Here is a 23918-nt window from a genome sequence, read left to right as displayed (position 1 = left end):
ACAAATGTATGAGCCGGACTAGCTTGAAGACTGGTTATACATGTCAACTACGAAAAAAATCCCCTGGACTTGAAGTCCCGGGGATTCATGATTAGAACAAGCAGCCGATTAATTTTTGATAACAGTCAGCATCCAAGGCGTTTCCGGATTCCAGCGAACTTCTCCGCCCAATTGCTCGACAAGGAAACGAACCGGTACATAATGGACTCCATGGATGAACAGCGCCTCATTACCCATATCGACCAGTCGGCCGTCAACCAATGCTTTCGCGCTACCCTGTGCAAAGGAAATTTCCTTCTTACCCGTTGAGACCACAACACTATTGCTGCCGCTGTCCCATTCCGCTTTATACCCTAATTGCTCGGTAATATGACGCAGCTGTCCGTATGCTATATTGTCTGAGGTAAAGCCGTTCGGCAAGTATTCTGCATTGCCGCCGCCCTCTGTCATCCTGTCGAAATCGGACTTGCTCATCAGCCACAGGTTAAACTGCTTTTTGGTGACCTTCAAATCGCGCTTCAAAAAGGTATACAATGCAGAGTTTTCATCCACTTGCTCTAGAACCGCCTCCGGGGTATCGAGCTGTGCGATATCTACTGCATCCCGCGAAGAGAGAGCCGCAGGCTGAACGGCGCCGTTCAAATTCCAGCGCTCCATCTGGAACTGGATCTTACCGCCTTTAATTCCGCCAAGCTCATCTTTAAACTGGATGCTCATGTCGGCCTTTCTTACAAACTGCTGCGGATCGACGAACAAATTAAGATGTACCCTTGTATCCGGTGAGATTTGGATCTCCTGCTGCTTCGTTGTTACGATCGAAGTCAGTGTAGCGAGCAAAAACTTCTCGACCCCGTAAATACCTTCTACCGACACTTCTTTATCGGTAAACCACTCCTTGAACCGGCCCCCGATCTCTTCCTTATCCTTCAAATATTCGAACAAGCTGTCCGCCAGCTCCCTCAGCCCTTTGTCATCCAAGGTTAACGATCGCAAGTATTTCTTAATCAGTTCCGGCATCTGAGTGCCTGTCACGTCGAAGGTCACGGTTGTTCCTGTCGCCTGACTGCCGTGAATGTCAACCAGCTGGTTACGTTGTATAGACAAGCTATCCGTATTCGGAAGGTTGCGGACCAGCAGCTGGAGACCCTTCCGCGTCAATTCGCGTTCCTGCTCATTGCCAGTAGAACCTCTGCCCAACTGATACCATTCACTAGTACGATATGGAAGCTCATCGGTCAATGTTCCAAGCGTCAAAGTTATCGGATGACGGGCACCTCCCACTTGAACAACTATTTTATCCCCTTCCACCGAGTATGCGAACGGGATTTGCAGCTGAGCCTTAGTCAGTATGCCTTTACCGGAAACAATTCCGGACTTCGTATTAACCTTCACCTCGTTCATTTGAAGCTGCAGGCCGTTCAGCAGCTGGTAAGTCTCCAAGCTTGACCTCGAATAACCAATCCCGAGCTCATCCGTTTCGCTAAATTTAGCAGAATCGATATCAAATTCAAACTTCAACGAAGTAGACCCTTCGTAGGAAGCAAGCTCCGCTTCCTGTTCAAACAGCTTCACTGGATCAAATCCGTCGATCGGCTGACAGCCCGCCATCAGGATCAGCGCAACCAGCAGTGCGGCGATTCGCATCTTGTTCCAACCAAACATTCATGTCTTCCCCCTCTTCCTATGATCACTCTTACTATAAATGGAAAATATTACTTCTAGCAAGTACTTTGTGAGATTCATAGAGTTTAGCCTACGAGAGGGCTTATTTTATCCCTGTGAAACTATTGTCTACATCCGCTCATTGTCTTCCACCGATAAATACGAACGAAAGCAAACTGCCACCTATCATAATAACCGTTGTAACGATAAGCGACATATGCATTCCGGCTATGAAAGAGCTGCTGCCGCCCAGGATCGAGCCGAGGATAGCAACCCCCAGCGTAGCGCCAAGCTGGCGGCTTGAATTAAGAGCGCCTGAAACTGCACCGGTCAGTTCTCTCGGTACGGAAGAGATCACTGCCGCCATCAACGAGGGAATCGTAAAGGACACGCCAAAGCCGATTAAGAGCAACCCTATCATCGTAATGACGTAGCTGCTGTTCACATCCGTCCAGACTTGCAGGAGCGTACCCGTACCACCAAGGAAGAATCCGATAGTCATCGGCATCCGCGCACCGATTCTCCCAACGATGCGACCGGTTATAATGGGGTTGAAGGCCATTGGAATCATCATTGGAAGGAGCGCAAGTCCTGCCGTGTGGGCCGATAATCCGCGCATTTGTTGAAAGAACATGGGCAGAACGAATAGAATTCCCGATAGGCCGATGTTGATAGCCATCCCAGCAAGCATCCCGGCGGATACCGTTCTATTCTTAAACAGCTGCAGCGGAAGCAGCGGCGACTTGCCTTTCGCTTCAAAGATCAAGAATAGGATGACACCCGATAGGGCCACACTAAATGCGGCGATAATAACCGGGGAATTCCATCCGTACGTCTCTCCCTCCATCAATCCGAACGACACAGAAGCTATGGCGGCAATGGCCGTTACTTGTCCCCCCATGTCCAAGCTTTTCCCTGATTTACGTTCCGTTTCTGTAACAAATAGGAACGTCATGATCAAGCTAACGCCTGCGAGCGGTATGTTAAGCAAAAAAATGCTGCGCCAGCCGAACGAGTCCACCAAGAGTCCGCCGACAACAGGTCCTGCCGCCATGGCTACCCCGGTAACCGCTGCCCACATGCCAAGAGCCCGGGCCCGTTCAGCGGGTTCAGGATATGCATGGGCCAGCAGGGTGAGCGATGCAGGCATCAGAGCTGCGCCCCCCACACCGAGTATTGCTCTTAAGCCGATAAGCATTCCTAGTGAAGATACGACCGCCGATATCGCCGAAGCTGCCAGAAATAAGGCTAATCCGGACAAATAGACACGTTTAGCACCGAGTTTATCGGAAAATGCGCCCATGGATAGCAGGAAACCGGCAAAGACGATCGTGTAAGAATTGACGACCCACTGCAGTCCCGATATTCCACCGCCAAGCTCGGAGCGAATTGCCGGCAGAGCTATGCTCACTACCGTCATGTCCAGGAGTACCATAAAGTATCCGAGCGAAAGTCCTAGAAGCAGCATCGTTTTTGATAGCTTCCCGGTATGGCTCGATTGTATTTGCATTGCTTTGTCCAAGGTAAATCCCTCCACTGTTTTGTCTTCATCTCCCAAGACAGTGTACAATGAACCGTATACTAGAATAAGATGAGGGTTTATCATGGGATTAATTGTCCTATGATAGAAGCCAGACAGGGAAGCAGGTGACAGTAGATGCAGCAATCAAACAAAACGCGGCTAGAAGAGCTGGCACAGTTCTTGAGAACGCGCCGCGCCCGTATCTCACCAGAGCAAGCCGGTCTCCCAAGCGGAGGCCGACGGCGAACTCCGGGACTTAGACGCGGAGAAGTAGCGCAGCTCTCGGGAGTAAGTGTTGACTGGTATACTTGGCTGGAGCAAGCTCGAGAGATCCAGGTATCGTCCCAAGTGCTGGAGAACATTGCCCGCGCTCTTCAGCTTGATTCGAATGAGCGCAAGCATTTATTTTTGTTGGCTCTCCAGCAGCTGCCAGCCGATCTGACGCCAATCGAAGATACCGTCAATCCTACACTCCAGAGCTTCCTTGACCTTCAAGGAACGAGTCCTGCATATGTCACGGATCAGCGCTTAAATATTGTTGCTTGGAACAAGATGGCAAGCTTGATTTATGGGGATTATGATGCGATGTCGTCACGCGAACGGAACACGGTGTGGCGGACGTTCACTTCGCGATACGTGCGTGAATTGCTTCAAGCAAACTGGGAAAAGCATGCCCGGCACCGTTTAGCTCATTTTCGCGCCAGCTACGGTAAATTCGCGGGTGATCCTTGGTGGATGGAACTCATTGGGGATTTGAATCAGGTAAGCGAAGAATTTAGATCTTGGTGGCCGCAGCACGATGTTTTGAATGGACCGGAAGGAAAGAAAATAAATCACCATCCGACGGCTGGTTTATTAATTTTCGATCAGATTTCTTTTCTTGTATCGGACTCTCCCCATCTTACGGTCACGATCAATATACCGACAGACGGCAGTGACATGGTCTCCAAGCTTAAGAAGCTCTTAGATGAATAAATAGAAACACTGAAATTTTAATACGAAAAAGGCAGCCAGGGCCCTGTATGCTGCACCTCCATTGTTAGTTGTACCACAAATAGAGGTGCAGCACAGTTTCGCCGGCTGCCTTCGTTAATCTAACGATCTGACCTACTCAACAGGTAGAATGGGATGCTGTTTTTCCTTCAGTTCAAGATAAAAATGAGACAAGCTCGCTTGCATATAAGGAATAATCCATAAGAGCCCGATCCCGAGCGTTACGATCGACAAGAGCAGCCAACCGATAAATGAGAGGTACAGGCAAAACAGCTTCCATTTGTAGCCGTCCATCATTTGTCGGCTTCTTGTGATGGCTTCATTCACCGTTAACTGAGGATCATCAATCAATACTAAGGGAGCCAGCGCGTAGGAAAAGCTTTTTATGATGCCTGGAATAAGGAGCAGCAAGGTCCATAAGAACAAGTAGATTCCCATCAAAAGATAAAACAGTATCGTCTTTACATATCGGCCATTAGAGAAATATTCAAAGATCATGCCGAGAGAAACCTCTTGTCCTCGGGCTGCCCTCAAGTATAAAGCATAGACTCCCATCGTAACCGCGTTCACTATCAGTAAACTGTATAGCAGTGAGAGGATTGTACCCAGACCAGCAGAATCCTTGGGATCGATACGCTCAAACACATTCGGAATCACCGCGGAGAGGATCAGAATGACGATGGTGTAGCCTACAAAGTTCATCCAGCGGCCTTGCAGGGTTTGGCGTGCTTTCTCACGCAATGCAGATAAAACCAAAAATAACACCTTCTTTCCTTTTTTTCACTAGTAAGAATTGTAAATTCAGTGGCCATCCTTGTCAATCCAATACAACATTAAACTTCTTTAATTATTGATTAATAAATTAGTATGTGCGAGTCCCGAAAATATAGGATCAAAAAGGTTCCACATAATAGGCATTATATTAGGTTTATTGTTAGGTTATTCTTCCGTTTCTTCAATGAAAAAGCAGACGGCCTCAGCCGTCTGCTCGTTCAGCTATTGCCTCGCATAAACACTGCTACAGCCGTTCCAGGTTAGCTTCATATTTTATTTCCCCATTCCGTTCGTCCCACTTGCTCATGACGTATTGTTTAATTTGCTCTGCAACTTGTGCTGGCGGGGTTGATGTAGTATCCATTGTGGGCATAGGCGGGTTGTACGCCGTTGCTGCATTATGGATTAGCCATTGAGCAAATTCTTCATGCTGCTTAAGCATCTCATCCGTCCACGTGGCGTGATCTGCCCGATTGCGCAAACGGGTATTTCTTGTTTCATCATCGCAATGTAAATTAATAAAACACACTTCACTGAATGAACTGTAGGTATCGCATTTTTCAGCGGCCCAAGGCATCAGCGTACCGCAAATGATCGTTCCTCTCCCCGATTTGGCGACAGCATTAGCAAAATGAAACAGTAAATTAAATCTATCCTGGTATTCTAGTTTGGAAGCCGTAGTTCCAAAATTATCGTTATCCGTGCTGAATACATCAAACTCCGGCAAAATGCTGCGCAATTCATGCATAACCGTAGTTTTTCCAACACCGCTTGCTCCGGTTACTATGAACAAAGGCATTTTCTTCATCGTATCCCTCCCTATAATTGGCAGCCGTATAAATACATACTAAATCCTGATTGAGCTTACAGGAAGGGAAAGTTTGGTTTAATATGTTCAATGCCTATAAATAAAGCCGCCCACGAGCCCCGTTAGAACCATAAGAAGAATGGGGTTCATCTTCCATGTTCTCAATACAAACAAAGAGCCTGCAAAGATAGCCACTGCAATCCAGTCCACTTTGACAGGCACGCTTAGTTCCGTTGTCCCAAAAAAGGTTAACAGCAAAATGGTTGCAGCAGCGGAAATAATAAGGCCCACTGAAGCCGATCTCAAGCCGTTCAAAGCTTCACGTACATAGACAGATGTATTGAATGTTTGGAAAAAGCGATACAGCATAATAGAGATGCCGACACCTGAAATCACGCAGCCGAAGGTTGCGGTTATTGCCCCGGGTATCCCCGCAATCTGTAAGCCTACAAACGTGGAGGTGTTCACCGCTAACGGACCAGGCGTCATTTGCGAAATGGTAATGATATCGGTAAAAACCCGCTGCGATACCCACGCGTATCTATCCACTACCAGCTCCTGGATGAACGGAATGATTGCATACCCTCCCCCGATACTGAACAACCCAATCTGAAAAAAGACCATGAACAGTTTCAGCAGTTCCTCCATTAGATCTGCCGCCTTGCTCTTAACCACACTCTCGCGATGCATACAAAGCAGCACAATGAGAGGATAATGGCCACATGGATTTCAAACATAAAGCTTGCCAAAAAAGCCGCCGGAATCATCATAGTTAGAAGTAAAGAACGTTCCTTGATGACCCTACTGCATATATCGACGACAAAATCTACGATGAGGGCTGCTACGCTTGCCTGCATCCCCCTCAAAACGGCAGAGATTAACGGATTCGCCGCAAAAGCAGCATAGAACGTGGAGATGCACGCCAGGATGACGAACGATGGAAAGATCGCAGCAATACAACTAACAGTCGCCCCCGTCCTCCCCGCTACCCGATACCCTGAGAGCGTTGACAGATTAATTGCGATTGCTCCAGGCGAAGACTGTGCAATTGAAGCCATATCGACGAGCTCATCTTCGCTGAATAGTTTTTTCCTTGATACAAAATACTTCCGAATCATCGGAACAACGACATATCCGCCGCCAAATGTAAATGTGCTGATAAACAAATTGATACCAATAAGCCAGAAATATTGCTTGGTTCTTTGGCTTATCATCAGATCACCTCCCTGTTTGCTTATCATTATGGAGGTTGATACACTATTAGTAAAATGATATTATTTTGCAATAATGATTAGTTTTATTCATGAAAGGAGCAGCATCCATGATGACGCTTCGGCATTTTGAAATATTTCGTGCAGTAGCTGAAACGGGGAATTTTACCAGGGCTGCGGAAAGATTATATATCACTCAATCCGCAGTTTCCCATGCAATACGAGAACTGGAAGAAAAGGCAGGGACAGCATTATTTGACCGACTTTCCAAAAGCGTTCAGCTTACAAAAAGCGGCCGTTTATTGCTCGAGGAAATTGTACCGATTTTATCCTCGTGCGAAGCTTTAGATGCACGTATCCACTGTTTGGAGCAGCGCGCCCCCCTGCACATTGTTTCCAGTATAACCATTGCTGCGTTCTGGTTACCTGCAATATTGAATGCCTTTCAACAAGATTGGCCCGGTATCCCGGTCAATGTGGATGTGGTCAGTACAGCAAATGCCATTGAAATATTACGGAACGGTAAAGCGGATATCGCTTTGGTTGAAGGCGCGGCTCCCCAAGGACCTTTTATCTGCACCCCATTTGCCCACTATCCGTTATACATCGTGTGCGCTCCGGACTATCCCCTCGCTCGTAGGGAGCTGACACTACAAGAGTTTTGCTCTGAAAAGCTATTACTGCGAGAGAAAGGGAGCGCGATCCGCGATACTTTGGACAGCGTGCTTTATTTGTCCGGACATACCGCACAGCCCGCATGGACAAGCGTAAATTCCCTTGTCTTAATAGAGGCTGCCAAGGCTGGATTCGGCATCACGATTTTGCCGGATGTGCTTGTACATGAGCCGCTATCGCAAGGGAAATTAATATCATTGTCTGTTCAAGACCTCTCTCTGAAGAATGAATTGATTGCGGTACGCCATCGGGATAAATACATGACAACACCTATGAAGACCCTGCTCAATCACATAGAATCTACGATGCTACCTGGTCTTTAACATTTTTGAGCCGATCCGTATGATGAGGCTAAAGAGAGAGGCCTAGGATTGGGTAAACGGATGATCCTTAATCCATTCCGACACGATCAGATATACATTGTCTTTCATTAATGGGCTAAATGCGGGATCATTCATCATTTCATCCTGCTTTGGAATGGTGTCTAACAGCATGACTCCAATTGTTTCATATCCCCTCGGCAGCTCCCTTAGAACGCTCACCTTTGAGATATAGATATTTTTCACAAATGCAAGCTCGGAGTGTTCAAATATTAAATATTGTCCAATTCTTTCAATCGATTCGAGCTCTCCGCCCGCCTCCTCATACATCTCTCTGGCAACGGCTTGTGTAACTGATTCCCCCTCATCCCTCATGCCGCCAGGCAATTCCCAGCCTCGGCTGCGATGTCTGACAAGCACCAGCTTCCCTTCAAAGAAGGCGAAAATCAGTACGCAATTAACTTCGTCGATAAGGCATTGCTTCGTTAGGATTATATTCTGATTAGGTAAAGCACCGGGAAACTCATAATTCACTTTGACCACCAGCTTACTTATTATTAAAGACACCCGCTACTTATGCTTGTGCTTGTCGCCTAATCCGGCATTCCGGTAGGTCAACACTTTGGATTTCGTTCGCATCTCCTCATACTCGTCGTCAGCGGTTGAATCCCAGATCACTCCCCCGCCTACTCCATACACAGCCAGTTGTGCAAGTGAATCAATAAGGACTGTGCGGATGGCTACGTTGAATGTGATGCCTTCCCCCGGTACGGCAAGCCCAATAGAGCCGCAGTAGATATGACGGGGCTCCTTTTCCAAGGATGAGATGAGCTTCATAGTGGAAATTTTGGGTGCTCCGGTTATTGAACCGCACGGGAACATAGCTTGGAATACATCGAACAGGGTAACCCCGGGCTGCGTATTCGCTTCAACGGTCGATGTCATTTGATATAGAGTGGGATATTCCTCGATTTCAAATAGTCTGGGAACCTTAACCGTGCCTGTTTGGGCAATCCGATTCAAATCGTTCCGAAGCAGATCCACGATCATCACATTTTCTGCGCGGTTTTTCTCCGATTCGAACAAGGTTTGTTTGCTGCCCGTTATAGGAAGGGTGCCTTTCATCGGCTTCGTACGAATGAGATCTCCGTTCCAGTGAAAGAAAAGCTCCGGGGAAACAGAGAGAATCCGATGGCGCCCCATATTTATGTATGCGGAATAATTCGTTCGGGCATCCCGCAAATCTTCGTAGTAGGCTAAGTCATCACCAGTAAACGATGCCTTCAACCGCGTGGAATAGTTGACTTGGTATGTTTCTCCTCTGGCAATCGCCGCATGTATGCTTTCAATGTTGTCGCTATACTCTGCACGATTTGTACCTGCTATCCATTCCGAAACAGAGTACTCCCCTCTCTCCCCTGTGTCGACCTCTTCTACTGGTTTCTCATAGACACCGAACCATACTAATGGAAACTCTTCATCAGGCTCACAAACGCTGAAATGGCTATCGAAAGCGGGGGCGCATTCATAGGAGACATAACCTGCTACATAATACTGATCCTGGATAGCCTCCTGTACCTTTTCGAAAATCTCATCCACGTTTTCCAGTTTATGAGTTTGCCAAATCTGCAAGGGCTTCTCAAATGTTAATCTTTTCTGATTAAAATCCATGATGACGGTTGGTTTATGTTTCATATGCTCCACTTCTTTCTTCTCTGGTATTGCCGGTGCCCATCCGAGCAGCCCCCGTAATAAAATAAAAAGTATTCGATCCTTAATTAGATCAAATACTTTGCCCAGGCGTACGGCGATATATGAATATGTGTTCCCTTGTGGTTCACCACATTTACGCCAGTCACACATATCGAATACTTGATTTAGGTATTGCTTTCACTTTCCAATGCTTATTATAAGAAATATATCACAGTTTTCCTGGTATAGGGTAACTTCCTTAAACTATATCTGGTTATATTCTTACCCTATATTAACATAAGGAACCCTTGCCGCGGCTGCTTCTCCACATTATGTGACAAACGCTCCGCCTTGGTTCATCGCCGGCCACTTTTCCGTACCAATAAATTGGTGTTGCGAACAACAGTATATCACAATCAAGCACGCGGTCAATAACAGCATTTCCGTATTGCAATTTATAACCTAATCTGATGCAGCAGCTCTTCGAGCCTGCTAATAATTTGCGGATCAAACACTTCTGTATCCGTCGGTTCCCTGCGGTTTTCGCCGGTTAGCTGGCTTTTTCTATAATGGTACGGGGTCATCTTATATTTGATTTTAAACGTTCGATTGAACGATTTGACATTAGGAAACCCGACGGCAAGCGCTACATCCATCATGCTGGCCGATTTGTCCGACATTAACAGCTCCACGGCTTTTTGGATACGAATTTGGTTCAAGCATTCGGAGAACGTAATACCCACCTTGCGTTTGAAAAAATGACTTAAATAATAAACGTTCAGAAACTCCTCTTTGGCGAAATCCCTCAGGGAAATCGACTGTTTATAGCTTTCGTTCATGTACCTCAAAATCCGGTTCAGCCTTAGAAAGTCGGATTCCGACAACGCTTCGGCATTTTCATCTCGTTGGGTGTAGGGAAGCTCTCGCAGCAGCCGGCTGATCAATAGATGGATGTACGCCATCACTTCATTATGATAGCCTGACTTCTGATAGAAAAGCTCTAGAACTATTTGAATGGTAAGCCGTTTTATGTCGGTAAGGACAGGATTCGGTTCTCCATTATCATACAAGAAGGCAGGATCAAAATAAAGCTCGGTAAAATCATAGCCAAACGGCTTGCAAAAGGATAAATCGATCTGAACAATCAAAGCCGAAGTATTGACCCCTGCGTATTCCGAAGCGTGGATCTCATTGCAGTTCATAATGAGCATTTCGTTCTTGGATACATGGTACCGATGCTTCGTTGTTTTAATATGAATAGACCCTTCCAGAACCAGGAAGATTTCCAGTTCCTTGTGCCAATGGTAGCTGTAGCTTGATTTGCGATGTGTGACTAGGCGAATGGGCAAGCTTTGCTGAAGCGGTATGACTTTATAAGTATATTCCATGATTCTCCCCTCCCTAATCCCCCAAAACAGGCTTCTAAAAAAGATCACACCCCCGGCAAAAGCAGCAAAAAGCAGCCGCTACCGGTTGATGCCGATATGCGGCCGCTCCCTTCATTACCATGGCCAGTCATTGCCTTTCCAATCCCGCATCGCCAGATGATCTTCTTCCACATCCCCAGTTACATTGGAGATCCGTGGATTCAAGAAGTAGGACAAGGCTGAGGCAGCTACATCGTCCGGTTCCAGCTCAGCATTCATATTTTTCTGACCCGACATGTATGTCTTCATCCATCCCGGGTGAAACAGCCGGAACGTGTAGCCCTGCGGTCTGAGTGAATTGAACAACAGCTTGACTCCCATGTTCAGGGCGGCTTTGGACATGCAATAGCCATACCATGCCTCTCGCTGACTTCGGCTAATGCTGCCCGCCTCGGACGAAACGATACACAGCCTCTTATGCTTGCCTGCTTCCATTAGCGGGAGAAATGTGTTGGTTACTCTTAGCATGCCGATTGCATTGACATTATACATGCGCAGCATGTCATCATAGTCCTGGCTCTCCATAATGGTCCGGTTATTCAAGCGGCTGGAAACGCCTGCATTATGAATGATCATATCCAGGTGGGCGCTGTGAAGCTTCACTGTCTCCAGCGCTTGCTTAACGGAATCATCCGAAGCAATATCTAACTTTACGATGTTGATGGTGTCCCCATACAGCGATTTTAGCTCGGTAAGCTCCGGCCAATCGGAGAGATAGCTTCCAGCCCATACGAGCCAGCCCCGCTCAGCCAGCTGCTTGGCAATAGACAGTCCCAGCCCGCGGTCGGCACCGGTCACTAGTGCGGTTTGCATAGCAATGGTCTCCTTTGTCGTCAGGATGATATTTTCTCGGGGGGATCCTGTAACAGTCAATCCCCGCTGTTCATCGCTTCTCCATTAATAGACTTCTGCACTTCCTTATCTGTGGGGTGTGAGAGCTAACGAATTGCATTGCAGATACCCCGTCAGAACAGAAATGGAGTTTTGCCCTTCGGATTATCCTCTATGTTCATGCCCGGCACACCAGCCAATGCCATATTGTAAAATCATCCGATAAAAAGGATTCTCCCACACAGAGGGAAAATGACCTGGTGTAGCTACGCAAACTCTCCCTTTGCCCTGGCGCCGAATCCATCCTGCCGGCTGCCGGCCATGTAACGATTCAGAGGTCATAAACACCTCCGCGAGGCTGTCGTCCAGCTCGACAAAATAATGCTCGTCCTCGATGACGGCCGTAGGCCCTAAAGGAGCATTGGCTGCAACGCGCGCTTCCGGCTCCAGCCGAAGGATTACCTCACATGCCGGCGGATGGTGTACAAACACGCCTCCGACTAGCCGGCGAAACATCGGAGCATCCTTGTAACCGACGGTTCCTGAATGTACTACGAACAGCCCGCCGCCACCTTCCACATAGTCGGCAAACGACAGCTGTACCTCTTGAGTTAACCAGGGGCTCGGATCGTTGGCCGAGCGGCAGTTCGATTTGGCGAGAATCGTAACGGGATACTCGCTCATTCTTTCAGCCGACCAAGCGGAGTCATTCTGCATAAATTCGTACTCAATGCCTGTTAATTCAAGCGCTTTCAATCCAGTTTGAACAGTGTTCGCCGGATGCCAGCGATCGTCGCAGAAAACGGCTACCTTCAAGCTTTTCGACCTCCTATAGGCATAGGCTTTGGTTTTTCGACTTTTATTTACCCCTTATCGGGAGCCATTCCAGCACTTGTTGAATCGTTTCGTCCCAGTAATTCCACTCATGACCGCGATTCGGCGCCTCGGTGTAGGTTAAATCCAGCCGGTTTTGGAATTGGCTGTAAAACCGCTTGTTGATCTCATAATTATGATCCAGCGTACCGCAGGCTTGATACATTTTGGGCAGCTGCTTGCCATTGGCAAGATGCGTTTCCAGCACATAGGCCAAATCATTGGCGCTATGTTCATATTCTTCCACGGAGCCGAAGGTATGCTTGGCCATCTGCAGCATGACGGAGTTGGGCAGCGACGGTTCACCGGTGAGTCGGCTGCGCTGATCGAGGCTCCCCGACATACTGGCTACGGCGGCATACCGGTCCGGGCATACTATGCCTAGCTTGAATGCGCCGTAGCCCCCCATGGACAACCCCGCAGCGAACGTGTCTTCCCTGCGATCCGATACATGAAAGAACTGCTTCACCAGCCGCGGAAGCTCCTCGGATAAGAAGGTAAAATAATTCAATCCGTATTTCTGATCGGAATAGAAGCTATACTGGACCGCCGGCATTACGACGACTAGCCCCAAATTGGCGACATACCTTTCGATCGCGGTATTTCTTTGCCAATTCGTATGATTGTCGGAGCCGCCATGCAGCAAATACAATACCGGGTACGGCGGCTTGAACCGTTCCGGCTGCTTCTGGAGCTGCTGCGGAACAATGACGTCCATCGAGCTGGACAACGCCAAGACTTCTGAATAAAATTCAACATGGATCAGTGCCACGTGATTCCCTCCTCCTTCTTATAAACGGCAGATTTAGAATAGCAGCAGTGCGGCTCCGATGAACGGAGTGACCACCATAGCTGTCTTCAAATAGACCAGCGGGAGCCTTTTGGTAAATTTAGCGCCGACATAGGACCCTGTCATAATACCGGCCAGCACTTCAGCCAGTAGCAGCAGATCGAGATGTCCCGACCCGTAAAATCCCGCCCCTCCCGCAAGGGCAATTGGTATGATGATCAGCATCGTCGTTCCCGCGGCTTGGCTAATCGGCATTCTGAGCAGCGTGATCAGACCGATTTGGATAAAAGGCGTTGATCCAATCCCGAAAAGTCCGGATAACGCACCGCAGACGATGCCGATTGCGATAGCGCGGAACCAGAAGCCGATGCCGGCCGTTATGGCGGCGTGCTCCATCATCGATGCGCTGCGTTTGCTGACAATTCCCATTCTTATCCATAGCACGATGGCTGATAAGAACAGCATGCCGGCTGTCATCCATTGGAGCTTCGTTTCATCGATGCCTACCGATAATTGCGAGCAGCACCATGCTCCGATTGCCCCTGCTAAGCCGACAATAATGCCGGTCCGAGGCGTAATATTCCCCTCGCGGTAATGACTGACCGTGCCGGAAGCCGATGAGAAGAGCATAGCAGCCAGTGCGGTCCCAAGCGCAGTGTGGATCGGGAACCCGAACACGGTGGAGAGGATGGCAATAATGAATCCTGAGCCGCCTGCTCCGACGAAGCCCAAGAGCAGGCCGGCAGCGAACATAACTAGAATAATTGGTGCGGATACAACCATGCAGAACCCTTCTTTCATCATTCCATTACAGAGACTAAACTTCAAGAACTATTTCTTCTTTGCTTCGATTTCTTTATTGGCCTCTTCTTCCGCCCTCCGCAAAGCCGTATTAATATCTATGTTCCCTGCCAAATGATCAGCGAATGCAGCTCTTAGCTTGGAGCGAACGATATCATCGTATTTATGGGCTTTGTGCGGCTGTCGTGGTGTGCTTTTGAATACGCCGGCTATATTTTTCGTCTGAAAAAGCGGATACTCCGAACCGAACTGCTGGAGCAGCTTGTCGTTGCGGATTGCCGGCAGCGCCCGTCCCAGCTTGACAAAACTCCCCTGAAGCTCCTCCGAGGAGGTTAAATATTGGATGACTTGAAACGCCAGATCCTGGTGCTTGCTCGTCTTGGATAAGGCAAATACATGTGCGTCGACTTCCGCCGATTGTCCAGGGGATTCGGAAAAGCTCGGGAAGGAGACGACATCCCAATTAAAGTTCAGGTCGGCATTGGATCTGACCAAGGTTTGCAATCTGGAGCCAAACCAAGGCATCATGGCGACATTCTTGTCTTTCATGAAATCGTCTGCGCCTTTCCAAATGTTTAACGGGTCTTTGGGCTCGTTTCCCGGTATTGAGTTCAATTCGCTTGCCCATTCGAACGCCTGCTTCCATTCATCCGTCGTTACTTTGGCCTTCCCGGATTGATTGTCGAAAAAGGACAGCGACTTGGCAAGGCCGAACGTATCAACCGTATCGATAGGCTGAATGCCCTTGTATGTAATGCCATCCTCGACACGGGTCAGCTTCTGAGCGAGGACTTTCACTTGATCCCAGGTCATTTGATCGGTCGGGTAAGGGACCGAGAACTTGTCGAAAATATCCTTGTTGTAAGCCATCATATAATAATTTTCGTAAAAAGGCAGCGCATACAGCTCACCTTTTTCCCCGTAGCCTTGAATGGCGTCAATGGCTTCTTTGCGATATGTGGACAAGTCCAGCTTATGCTTGGCGGCGAATTCCCGCAGGTCAACCGCGACGTCCAATTCCTGAAAGGTAATTAAAGCGCGCAATCCTGTCATAATAATGTCCGGCATAGCGCCGGCCGTCAACAGCTCGGTCGGCCCCGTTCCTTCCCCTGGAACGACATATTCCAGTGTCAGGTTGGGAAACTTGCTCTTCACAGGCGCTGCGATATATTTCTCGAAATCCTCCTTTCCTAGTGCACCGTTGTACGCATATGCCTTTAGTGTAACTGCCTCCTGCTGCTGACGCTCTTGAACAGCTGGCGCCGGTTCCTGATTGGAACCGCTGCTGCACCCCGCGATGACTGCAATTACGCTTACAATAGAAAGCATACTTCCCCACCTAGGTTTTCCCATACTCTTCCCCCCAGAATAAAAACTGTTTCACCGCGTGTTATGCGCTTTCATGAATAGATTATCACGAAATCGCTTCCAAAGTAGGGCGATAATTGCTCTCCTTATGTGACTTCCTTGCTGAGATGAGTAAGGTCCTTCACAGAAGGAACCTGCTTGAGCCCCCAAAATCCCGCTATATCCTGACGATCGGTGCGGCTGCACTCAAGTTTCCTTTCATTTGAATAGGTCAAAATATTGCTGCGAATACACAAAAAGCCGGCTCCAGCAAGGAAGCTGCAGCTTATAATACGAACGAGACAAGCTTTCCACTCGGCCATTTTTATAGTAACCTATCCTTATAAAGGGAGGAGATGAAATTCATGGTGAAACAACTGATTGTCGGAGACGCGGTTCATGAGCTGGCTACTACGCGCCGCATCCTGGAGTGTTTGCCCGAGGAGCATATGACATGGAAACCACACATGAAATCGATGACGTTGGGCGAGCTGACTACACACTTGATCAACCTGCTGAACTGGCAAATTGCCATTTTTCATTACCCGGAATTCGATCTGTCAACCGTGCCGATTCGGCGGGAAGCTTTGGAAAGACGCGAACACGTGCTGGAGGAATTCGATACGAACATCGTCAAGCTTGAAAAGCTGCTAGCCGAATGTGACGAGAAAACGCTCGGCGAGGAATGGACCTTGCGAAACGGAGACCATATCATCCTGCGCCAACCACGGGCGATTGCGCTTCGCACCTTCGGATTAAGCCACATGGTCCACCACCGGGCGCAGCTCGGGGTTTATTTGCGGCTTCTCGATATTCCAGTGCCGGGCGTCTACGGTCCCACAGCCGACGAAGAAGGCAAATAACCAAGACAATCCAAATAGTCGTATGGTATCGGCATGAACGCCGACGCTATGCGACTATTTTCTTGAATATCTCCTCAACCAAAACAAGCGATGGATCGGTTCCATCGCCAAGCAACTGTGTTACCCGTCAGGCAAAGTCTCTTACGGCTGCCATAGCTCGAACAAATTTCCATCTGGATCGGTAAATCGGAAGTTCGGTCCGCAAGGTCTGTCTTCCGGAATCTCGCTTATTATGTTTACTCCGTTTTCCTTGAATCGATTGTACATTTCTTGAACCCGGGGAGTGATGAAACAGGCCAAGGCCTGACGTTTGCCATTGTCGAACGTAAAACCCAAGCTTCCTGCTGCTTGACTCGCCCCTCCGCCTCCTCCCATCAGGAAAATCGCTGGGACTACTTGCCGTATTCCGGGTTTTGGAAGGTTTCCGTTTTGATCAGGAAAATTCATAATACTTATTTTCATCCCGGGAGTAACTTCATTGTGATCTGAGGGCTGACATCCTAAATTCTTTTGATACCATTGAATGGACTCGTAAACATCATTCACCGGAACGTAAATACAAGTGATTCCTGTAATGTCTTCCACTTTGCTTTCAAATTTAGTTTGCAATTTCTCGTATCTCCCTTCATTAACAATAATGACTGCCCTTCTAATTTACCGCACATTTGTTCGCTTGTGAATAGAGGGAATTGATCCGTTAAATCCTTTACCATTCCGCGTACCTTATCGTGAACTGCTCCATGCAGCATCATTGAACCTACTGATAAATGGCATGCTTCAAAGCTTCAACATAAGCCGCGCCTAGCTTGGTAATAACCGTATTTTTGTGCGAAATCCAGCCGACATGAATCGTTTCCGCACAATCGAGCGGCACCGGAATGATCTCGTTGCCATTCAGATCCGCGCTTAACACACCTGTAGAAATAGTGTACCCGTTCAAGCCAATCAGCAGATTGAATAACGTCGCACGGTCATTGACACGAATGCTTTTTTTATGGGACATGGTGCTCAATATTTCTTCTGAGAAATGAAACGAGTTAAACTCACCCTGTTCAAAAGACAAATAAGGATATTGCTGCAGCTGCTCGATCGTTACAATCGATTGCCTCGCAAGAGGATTTTTGATGCTGATAAACACATGCGGAGTAGCGGTAAACAAGCTGGTAAACTGCAAATTGGCCGCTTTGAGGATCTTATTAATGACTTTCTCATTAAACTCATTCAAGTATAAAATGCCAATTTCACTGCGCATGCTTTTCACGTCTTCGATAATTTCATAGGTTTTCGTTTCACGTAACGCCATCTCATATTCATCTTGACCGTATTCCTGAACCAGACTGACAAAGGCATTGACCGCAAAGGCATAATGCTGGGTCGAGACCGAGAAATGCTGTGGAGACGGCTTCGTATTAAGGTACCGGCTCTCCAGCAATTCCGCCTGCTCAACGACTTGCCGCGCATAGCTGAGAAACTCTACCCCTTCTTTGGTGAGCGCTATGCCCTTATTGGATCTTTCAAAGATGGAAAGCTGCAGCTCCTCTTCCAGGTCCCTGATTGAATTGGAGAGACTGGGTTGAGTAATAAAAAGCCTCTTTGCGGCTTCGTTGATGGAGCCTCGGTTAGCAACTTCTATTACATATTTTAATTGTTGTAACGTCATACCGACCACTTCCCCATTGGTGTCCTTGAGAATATAAAAAAGACATCTTTACCCGAAAACTTAGGAAAGGTAAAGATGCCTGGATCGTTGAGAATCGCACGATAAGACCGTCTTAACACAATCCTATCTTCCGTAGGTAAAGCAGTGCTGTCAGAACAGGCAGGTCTCCTGGCTCTGGATTCCTCGTCATCAGCAGCCTTCCCGGTCCAGAACAGACCAGTGGCACCATTGCTAAGACTCCCCCATTACAGTGGCGGGACCGCGTCGGCGTTGCACCGAACTTCCCTATTAAGCTTTAGCTGATGCTAAAGCACCTTGTTCCCCTGATATGCAATTAGGTTGAAACAACTCTCATCATATTAAAAAAATCCATGTAGAGCAAGCCTAAAGCATCAATCCCCAAATAGGAAATCGTCATCCGTCAATGATTCTACATTTACCGTCCGGATATAGCCGTTTCCTTTCTTGGAGAAGAAATCATGCTGCTTCGTACGAGTATTGATTCCATTGAGGACAATAGGATTGATCTCCTCTTCCGGAAATAACGGTTCGAGCCCCAGGTTCATCATGGCTTTGTTGGCATTGTAACGCAAGAAGGCTTTCACTTCGTCCGTCAGCCCTACAGCGGTGTACAGCTCCTCTGTATATTGCTCTTCATTGCCGTGCAAGTACCGGAGCAGTCCCTGCAGCGTCTCATATGCAGCTTGCTGCTCGTCCTCATCCATTTGGGCGTACAGCTCTTGAGCCAGCATGCCGACGTACAAGCCGTGAATGCTCTCGTCACGCAAAATCAGGTTAATGATCTCACCGCTGCTCGTCATTTTTCCCTGTCCCGCCAAGTAAAGCGGGTAAAAGAAGCCGCTGTAGAACAGATAACTCTCGAGCAGTACGGAAGCTGCCATCGCCAAGTATAGATCTTTGCGCGAATGAATGTTGTTATAGTATTGAGATATCGTCTCTGCTTTGGTTTGCAAGAAACGGTTGTTTTCGATCCATTGAAAAATACTGTCAATCTCTTCTGTTGAAGCTAAAGTGGTAAAAATGCTGCTGTAGGACTTCGCATGGATTTGCTCCATCATTCCCATAAAGCCGAGAACAGCTTTACGCTGCAATCCGTCGACCAGCTCGAGAATCTTAGGCATTCCCACGCTGCCTTGTACGGTGTCGAGCAAAGTTAAGCCGCCAAGCACCTTCATGTACAGGTCCCGCTCCGCATCGTTCAATGTCAGCCAGGACATTTTGTCGTCCGACAACGGAATCTCCTCATCCGTCCAAAACTGCATAATATTTTGTTTCCAGAATGTATCCGTAAAATCGTCATCAGGACGGTTCCAATTCACGGCTTTCCAAACACTCATTGCTGCAACTCCCTTTCCTGCTAACTTATCTTATACGGAACAACTGATGCACTCTTCAACGGAAAGATGGTTAGTCCGAGTGTAATAAAGAGATTTCAGTCCTTTTTTCGCTGCATAAATATAGTATCTCGCAAGCTGTCTCGTCGTTACATCGCTATTCACGTGCAGGACGGTGGATATTCCTTGGTCCACGTGCGCTTGAATTTCAGCAATTAAATCCAACACTTTGAATTGATCCATTTGATAGGCCGATTTATAGAAGAAGTAGTTATCTCTGCTCAAATACGGCATCGGATAGTACGTAGTCGAATTCGCATAAGTCCGCGTTTCGATCTGCTCCACTATCGGCATAACGCTTGATGTTGCATTCTGAATATACGAAATGCTCTGTGTTGGTGCAATAGCAAGGCGATAAGCATGATATAGTCCATGGGTTTGTACGGCGTGCTTCAAGTTCGCCCAATCCAATGGAGACGGAACCGTCATATCCTTGAACAGGCTTTTTACCTTATTGGTGACGGGTCTATAATCCGTTTCTAAATAGCGATCAAAGTAGCTCCCGTTCGCATAGTCCGAAAGCTCGAATCCGGCGAACGTAACGCCGCGCTCTTTGGCAATCTCCATGCTTTGCTCCAAAGAGTAATAATTCATCATCATGAAGAAGGTCCGTGCAAAATCTTTGGCTTCTTCACTTTCATAGGAGATTTTATTTTTGGCCAGGTAGCCGTGCAGATTCATGGCGCCAAGCCCGACCGAATGCATCTCTTTGTTCGCTCTGGCAACGCCGGGAGCATTGGCGACGGTAGTCATATCGCTGACCGCTGTCAAGGCGATAATCCCTTCTTTGACGGATTCCTTCACCTTGCCGAGCTCCATCACGTTGACGATGTTCAAGGAAGCAAGATTGCAGCTTATATCGCGCCGAATCACATCCGCTTGACCGTAATCGGCGATTTTCGAAGTCTCCTGCAGCTGGAAAATTTCCGTGCAAAGGTTCGACATTTTAATCGCACCCAGCTGCTTCAAAGGGTGAGCGCGGTTCGCATTGCTTTTATTCATAATGTAAGGATAGCCCGATTCAAGCTGAATCATTGAGATCTTGATCATCATGTCGCGCGCGCTCATAACGACCTGCTTACGCACACGCTCGTCGGCCAGCAGCTGATCGTACATCACGTCAAGATCCATATCATCCAGATGCATTCCATACGCTTTATAAACGGAATAAGGAGCAAAAACATGCAGCGGTTTGTTTTCCTCCGCCAGCTGATAAAACTTGTTAGGTATGATCAGCCCGATCGATAACGTTTTGAGACGTGTTTTTTCATCGGCATTGATTTTCTTACTGTCCAGCAGCTCCATAATATCCCATCCGAAGATGTTGTAATAGGCTGCACCCGACCCTCTGCGCTGGCCCATTTGATCGGCATAGGAGAATGCATCTTCCATCAGCTTGAGCACCGGCATAATGCCTTTGGCCGCGCCTTCCACGTCCTTGATCGGTTCTCCGCGGCCGCGCAGCTTGGACAGGTTGACCGCTACACCGCCGCCGATTTTGGACAGCTGCATGCAGGTACCGAGAACATAGTTGATCGAATTCAGGGAATCGTCCATTTCAAGCAAGAAGCACGAAACCATCTCTCCGCGACGGCTCTTACCCGCATTCAAGAACGTCGGAGTCGCCGGCTGTACACGCTGATCCATCATCGCAGTAGTCAGCATTCTAGCCGTATTCATATCTCCGCGAGCCAGATGCAAGGCTACAATTGCAACTCTGTCTGGATAGTGCTCCAAGTAGAGCGCGCGGTCATTACTCTTCACTGCGTAATCGGTATAAAACTTGGATGCCGCCATATAGGAAGGAAACTCGAAGCGATAGCTATGGGCGATTGCGTAAATTTCCTCAACGTCAGCCTGAGAATATTGCTGATATACGTCCTCGTAATAATCGTTATCTATCATATAGCGCACTTTCGTGGTCGTATCGGCGAAATGGACGCTCTTGCTATGTACTTCCTCTATAAATGCCTTAACAGCTTCCTTATCTTTATCCAATTGAAAAAAGCCGTCCGGATCTCTTTGCAGCAACAAATTGTTCAATTCAATATGCAGCAACCAAATGCACCTCCTGTTTAAACCTCTCCACATCTTGTTTCGTTCCTGAAAGCTCAAACTTGCTTAATACCGGAACCTTATATAATTTGGCGATCAGATCGGCGCTTCGGGCAAACCCTTCGCCCCAATTCCGATTTCCGCTGGCCGAAACACCTATCAGATTCGCATGGTTCTTCTGAAGAAAGGACAGCACCTTCTGAGGGACTTGACCGAAGCCCGTAGTATAGGTGATGAGAATGAACGGTTCATCCACCTTCATCATTTCCTCAATTTGAACCACCCGCATATTCAGCTTCTCCACAAAACGGCGCACATTTCCCGTCTTGGAATCGTAAGCGATCAACATGTCTTCCTTCCCCTTCCTTGTCCCTGACAAAGCAGACATAAAAAAGCGCGTTCGGCTAACGGGGACGAATGCGCTGAAATGAGCATGCAAAGAAACATACTTCATTAAAGACGTAACGGACACCTTCCTGTTCTCCGCAGGCCGTGTCAATGAGCAGGCAGGTCTCCTGGCTAGAGAGTCATCGTGATCGATCCGCCTTCCCAGCCTGTTCAACCAAGCCAGTGGCATACAAGACCGATTCTCCTCTCTTACAGTGGCGGGACCGCGCCGGTTTCTCACCGGTCTTCCCTATTAAGCTTTCTCGTAGTGTTTCACGAAAAGCACCTGTCACAACAATATATAGTTGGTATTTAATAATTTATATCAATATATGGTGCTTGTCAATGGATAGGAGAGCCCTATTTTTAATATACTCATAGACTTCAGCCCACTGCCGTCCATCCCTGTTCGTACTTATTTCGTGCCATTCAATACAGCTGCAGGCGGCTTATTAATGACAAAAAAGGACGGCGCATGCGGCGCCGCCTCCTTTTTGCTCGATTTGTAATTCCTAGCGATATGACCCTAAGTTCCCCCACTAAATCCTGTTCTGCCAAATGCCTTGTACAAATCTTCGAGTCACTTCGGAACCTGGAACCTCCAGCCTACAAAAAAATCCAACGCATATCGTCACGATTGCGCAAATCTTCTGCTTTGGCCGCGGTTTCGTAATACACCCTTTCCAATTCAGGCCTGTCGACAAAATGCTGGGCTCCCCATCCCTTATCCTTGTCGCTTTGCGGAATCCTTGTCTGTATAAACAGCTTGCGTCGGATCATTTCCTCGTTCCATGGACTAAATCTGAAATGGAGCATGTATGCACCTGGTATATAGGATTCGCTCGGATGGAATGATTGATGTCGGCCGGGTCCATAAGCGCCATCAGGATATTGGTGAATAAATCGATCCCTGAAAATATTTTCATATCGATATATGCCGTGAAATCTTTGCTTAACTAGAGGCGCATCCGGACTGGGATCAGAATATACACCCCATGGGTCTGCCATTGTAACGCCTGTTGTTCTATATATGAATTGGCCTTGTTGATTCAATTGATGCAGGAAAGCATACTTATGCTGAATGCATAGGAATTCGGTTGTATTCAAAACCATTTTCCAGCCCGTGAACTCACGCTCGAATTCCATAACCTCCTGATCGCAGGCGGCTATATCAAAAACGGGGTTTCGGGATCTTCGTATCTCCCAATTCGGTGCCAGTTGGCGGATCAGCATATTGGAATTATCCGTCGAACCGTAATCGATCATGACACCGTGATCGAACAATGGATAATGATGCTTTAGCCACCATTGAAGCATGTACGCTTCATTGTAATAATGACAAAAGACGATCATATTGGATTGCATAAGATAACCCCCCGCTCTATAATGTTTCCTCTCTTTTAATATATTCCTGCGATTGCCGGGGGCGTGGGTGAATTTTCTGGTATTAAAAAATATTGTTACTATACAAGACGTCCTTCAACAGGCAGAAACTCACAGGTGTTATTCATTTCCCATCATGATTGTGTATAACTCGACCTGCTCAGCTCTGAGACGTATTGTGGCTTAAGTAAGGCAATAGCTGTCAAACATTTCTCATCATCTTGCCCTTACACATCTTTCTCAGAGCTTCTTATTGTAAGTATTTTTTTATACAAATCGCTAATATTTTCGGATTCTTTTTCGGGTAGCTATCACTTTTCGTGCTTAGGATAAAAATCTCTAAATAAATGCTCCCATTCGTTCATAAAGTCACTTTGAAAAGCTCTATTGTAATAGTTAACATGTAGATTCCAGAATTCCATTGAACTA

The 23918-nt window shown here is 47.5% G+C and carries 23 protein-coding genes and 3 riboswitches; of the genes, 3 read left to right on the top strand and 20 right to left on the bottom strand.

The genetic code is table 11. The annotated features are described in order from the left end of the window. Positions 1 to 108: 108 nt before the first annotated feature. Positions 109 to 1662, bottom strand: coding sequence for a copper amine oxidase N-terminal domain-containing protein (locus ACFQ88_RS18740; protein WP_379455171.1), 1554 nt, complete (start codon positions 1660 to 1662; stop codon positions 109 to 111). A gap of 139 nt (positions 1663 to 1801) precedes the next feature. Continuing rightward, the gene (locus ACFQ88_RS18735) at positions 1802 to 3184 is read right to left on the bottom strand and encodes an MFS transporter (RefSeq protein ID WP_379455170.1); all 1383 of its coding nucleotides are present in this window, start codon (positions 3182 to 3184) and stop codon (positions 1802 to 1804) included. A gap of 135 nt (positions 3185 to 3319) precedes the next feature. Here ACFQ88_RS18735 and ACFQ88_RS18730 point away from each other — a divergent pair, with 135 nt between their 5' ends. Beyond that, on the top strand, positions 3320 to 4159 hold the full coding sequence (locus ACFQ88_RS18730; RefSeq protein WP_379455169.1) for a helix-turn-helix transcriptional regulator: 840 nt from the start codon (positions 3320 to 3322) through the stop codon (positions 4157 to 4159). Between the two features lie 132 nt (positions 4160 to 4291). On the opposite strand, the gene ACFQ88_RS18725 is transcribed toward ACFQ88_RS18730, so the two are convergent. The 4 genes from ACFQ88_RS18725 to ACFQ88_RS18710 form a co-directional block, all read right to left on the bottom strand. Then, entirely contained in the window at positions 4292 to 4933 is a 642-nt protein-coding gene (locus ACFQ88_RS18725; RefSeq protein WP_379455168.1) for a DUF975 family protein, read from the bottom strand. 262 nt (positions 4934 to 5195) lie between these two features. After that, a complete protein-coding gene (locus ACFQ88_RS18720; RefSeq protein ID WP_239625549.1) occupies positions 5196 to 5759 on the bottom strand; it encodes a P-loop nucleotide/nucleoside kinase family protein in 564 nt (187 codons plus the stop codon). A gap of 87 nt (positions 5760 to 5846) precedes the next feature. Then, the gene (locus ACFQ88_RS18715; RefSeq protein ID WP_379455167.1) at positions 5847 to 6407 is read right to left on the bottom strand and encodes a chromate transporter; all 561 of its coding nucleotides are present in this window, start codon (positions 6405 to 6407) and stop codon (positions 5847 to 5849) included. Then, positions 6407 to 6973, bottom strand: coding sequence for a chromate transporter (locus ACFQ88_RS18710; protein WP_379455166.1), 567 nt, complete (start codon positions 6971 to 6973; stop codon positions 6407 to 6409). The genes ACFQ88_RS18715 and ACFQ88_RS18710 overlap by 1 nt, the downstream gene beginning before the upstream one ends. A 107-nt stretch (positions 6974 to 7080) precedes the next feature. Between ACFQ88_RS18710 and ACFQ88_RS18705 the strand changes: the two genes are divergently transcribed. Next, a complete protein-coding gene (locus ACFQ88_RS18705) occupies positions 7081 to 7968 on the top strand; it encodes a LysR family transcriptional regulator (protein WP_379455165.1) in 888 nt (295 codons plus the stop codon). A 42-nt stretch (positions 7969 to 8010) separates the two neighbouring features. On the opposite strand, the gene ACFQ88_RS18700 is transcribed toward ACFQ88_RS18705, so the two are convergent. The 8 genes from ACFQ88_RS18700 to ACFQ88_RS18665 all read right to left on the bottom strand — a co-directional run bounded on the left by ACFQ88_RS18700 (position 8011) and on the right by ACFQ88_RS18665 (position 15708). Continuing rightward, positions 8011 to 8499 (bottom strand): NUDIX domain-containing protein, encoded by a 489-nt coding sequence (locus tag ACFQ88_RS18700; RefSeq protein WP_379455164.1) that lies wholly within the window; start codon positions 8497 to 8499, stop codon positions 8011 to 8013. Between the two features lie 36 nt (positions 8500 to 8535). Next, positions 8536 to 9660: an aminodeoxychorismate synthase component I gene (gene pabB, locus ACFQ88_RS18695; RefSeq protein WP_379455163.1), complete on the bottom strand. Its 1125-nt coding sequence runs from the start codon at positions 9658 to 9660 to the stop codon at positions 8536 to 8538. 92 nt (positions 9661 to 9752) lie between these two features. Next, positions 9753 to 9834: riboswitch (ZMP/ZTP riboswitch) on the bottom strand. A 278-nt stretch (positions 9835 to 10112) separates the two neighbouring features. Next, positions 10113 to 11045: a helix-turn-helix domain-containing protein gene (locus ACFQ88_RS18690; protein WP_379455162.1), complete on the bottom strand. Its 933-nt coding sequence runs from the start codon at positions 11043 to 11045 to the stop codon at positions 10113 to 10115. Between the two features lie 114 nt (positions 11046 to 11159). Next, complete coding sequence (locus tag ACFQ88_RS18685) at positions 11160 to 11897, bottom strand: SDR family oxidoreductase (RefSeq protein ID WP_379455161.1); 738 nt, start codon at positions 11895 to 11897, stop codon at positions 11160 to 11162. Positions 11898 to 12080: 183 nt separating this feature from the next. Then, entirely contained in the window at positions 12081 to 12731 is a 651-nt protein-coding gene (locus tag ACFQ88_RS18680; RefSeq protein ID WP_379455160.1) for a ThuA domain-containing protein, read from the bottom strand. 43 nt (positions 12732 to 12774) lie between these two features. Beyond that, positions 12775 to 13560, bottom strand: coding sequence for an alpha/beta hydrolase (locus tag ACFQ88_RS18675; RefSeq protein ID WP_379455159.1), 786 nt, complete (start codon positions 13558 to 13560; stop codon positions 12775 to 12777). Between the two features lie 33 nt (positions 13561 to 13593). Then, positions 13594 to 14361, bottom strand: a complete 768-nt coding sequence (locus tag ACFQ88_RS18670; RefSeq protein WP_379455158.1) for a sulfite exporter TauE/SafE family protein — start codon at positions 14359 to 14361, stop codon at positions 13594 to 13596. A 48-nt stretch (positions 14362 to 14409) separates the two neighbouring features. Next, positions 14410 to 15708, bottom strand: a complete 1299-nt coding sequence (locus ACFQ88_RS18665; protein WP_379455157.1) for an ABC transporter substrate-binding protein — start codon at positions 15706 to 15708, stop codon at positions 14410 to 14412. Positions 15709 to 16091: 383 nt separating this feature from the next. Here ACFQ88_RS18665 and ACFQ88_RS18660 point away from each other — a divergent pair, with 383 nt between their 5' ends. Continuing rightward, complete coding sequence (locus ACFQ88_RS18660) at positions 16092 to 16589, top strand: DinB family protein (RefSeq protein WP_379455156.1); 498 nt, start codon at positions 16092 to 16094, stop codon at positions 16587 to 16589. 141 nt (positions 16590 to 16730) lie between these two features. Here the strand turns inward: ACFQ88_RS18660 and ACFQ88_RS18655 are convergent, their stop codons facing one another. From ACFQ88_RS18655 to ACFQ88_RS18630, 6 genes are all read right to left on the bottom strand, one after another. Next, complete coding sequence (locus ACFQ88_RS18655) at positions 16731 to 17198, bottom strand: VOC family protein (protein ID WP_379455155.1); 468 nt, start codon at positions 17196 to 17198, stop codon at positions 16731 to 16733. Positions 17199 to 17346: 148 nt separating this feature from the next. Next, entirely contained in the window at positions 17347 to 18249 is a 903-nt protein-coding gene (locus ACFQ88_RS18650; protein WP_379455154.1) for a LysR family transcriptional regulator, read from the bottom strand. 141 nt (positions 18250 to 18390) lie between these two features. Next, a riboswitch (cobalamin riboswitch) is annotated at positions 18391 to 18582 on the bottom strand. A gap of 59 nt (positions 18583 to 18641) precedes the next feature. After that, the gene (nrdF, locus tag ACFQ88_RS18645) at positions 18642 to 19607 is read right to left on the bottom strand and encodes a class 1b ribonucleoside-diphosphate reductase subunit beta (RefSeq protein WP_379455153.1); all 966 of its coding nucleotides are present in this window, start codon (positions 19605 to 19607) and stop codon (positions 18642 to 18644) included. Positions 19608 to 19637: 30 nt separating this feature from the next. Further along, positions 19638 to 21722 (bottom strand): class 1b ribonucleoside-diphosphate reductase subunit alpha, encoded by a 2085-nt coding sequence (nrdE, locus tag ACFQ88_RS18640; protein ID WP_379455152.1) that lies wholly within the window; start codon positions 21720 to 21722, stop codon positions 19638 to 19640. Beyond that, on the bottom strand, positions 21709 to 22068 hold the full coding sequence (gene nrdI / locus ACFQ88_RS18635; RefSeq protein ID WP_239625594.1) for a class Ib ribonucleoside-diphosphate reductase assembly flavoprotein NrdI: 360 nt from the start codon (positions 22066 to 22068) through the stop codon (positions 21709 to 21711). The genes nrdE and nrdI overlap by 14 nt, the downstream gene beginning before the upstream one ends. 139 nt (positions 22069 to 22207) lie before the next feature. After that, positions 22208 to 22411, bottom strand: a riboswitch (cobalamin riboswitch). 301 nt (positions 22412 to 22712) lie between these two features. Next, positions 22713 to 23471, bottom strand: a complete 759-nt coding sequence (locus tag ACFQ88_RS18630; protein ID WP_379455151.1) for a glycosyltransferase family 2 protein — start codon at positions 23469 to 23471, stop codon at positions 22713 to 22715. Between the last annotated feature and the right edge of the window lie 447 nt (positions 23472 to 23918).

It is taken from the genome of Paenibacillus sp. NPDC056579 (genome assembly GCF_042793215.1).
Classification (GTDB): domain Bacteria; phylum Bacillota; class Bacilli; order Paenibacillales; family NBRC-103111; genus Paenibacillus_S.
The sequence above is the reverse complement of the archived record's forward strand: the minus strand, read 5'-3'. Positions and strand labels throughout refer to the sequence as shown.